We start from the raw sequence: 808 nt of genomic DNA, 5'->3' as shown, positions 1-808 counted from the left end.
CCACCACGGTCCCCGCCACCCTGGTAACCACCACGGTCACGGTCCCCACCGCGGAAACCACCACGGTCCCCGCCACCCTGGGAACCACCACGGTCACGGTCCCCACCGCGGAAACCACCACGATCGCCGCCACCCTGGGAACCACCACGGTCACGATCTCCACCGCGGAAACCACCACGGTCCCCGCCACCCTGGTAACCACCACGGTCACGATCTCCACCGCGGAAACCACCACGATCGCCGCCACCCTGGTAACCACCACGGTCTCGATCGGGGCCGCGGAAGCCGCCGCGGTCACCGTCGCGGTTGCGGTCGCCGCGGTAGCCACCGCGGTCACCGCCACCCTGGTAGCCGGCGCGGTCGCGGTTGCCTCCGTCGCGGCGGGGGGCGCCCCGGTCTCCCCGGTCGCCGCGGGGGTATCCCTCGGAGCCGCCGTCGCGACCGCCGCCTGGCCGGCCCTCGTCGTCGCGGTTGCCGCCGTCCTGCGGTCCTGGGTTCACGGGTCAGATCCTTCCGATTTCGGCATTGCCGTCGCGCTACGGGCGAAGGCGCCGGAGCACTTCACGTACAGGGGGACAACGGGTACACGTCTGCTTCGGTACGCACCACGACGCACCGGGCGGGGTGGCCCGGGCGTCCGTACCACGCTACTAGGCGCCGGACGCACAAAAGCAGTCGAGGGCCAACCCCCGTAGGGGAAGGCCCTCGACTGTACGTTGAGTCCGGCGGCGTCCTACTCTCCCACACCCTCCCGAGTGCAGTACCATCGGCGCTGGAGGGCTTAGCTTCCGGGTTCGGAATGAGACCG

Annotated in this window: 1 protein-coding gene and 1 rRNA gene; one reads left to right on the top strand and one right to left on the bottom strand. The window is 70.9% G+C overall.

All coding sequences use genetic code 11. The annotated features are described in order from the left end of the window. Nucleotides 1-695: hypothetical protein (locus AB0J80_RS34090; RefSeq protein ID WP_364713414.1), on the top strand; the 695-nt coding region annotated here is incomplete at its 5' end. Between the two features lie 25 nt (nt 696-720). Here AB0J80_RS34090 and rrf read toward each other — a convergent pair. Continuing rightward, nucleotides 721-808, bottom strand: a 5S ribosomal RNA gene (rrf, locus tag AB0J80_RS34085); the annotation flags it as partial.

The organism is Actinoplanes sp. NPDC049548, from assembly GCF_040676695.1.
In the GTDB taxonomy this organism is placed as follows: domain Bacteria; phylum Actinomycetota; class Actinomycetes; order Mycobacteriales; family Micromonosporaceae; genus Actinoplanes.
The sequence above is the reverse complement of the archived record's forward strand: the minus strand, read 5'-3'. Positions and strand labels throughout refer to the sequence as shown.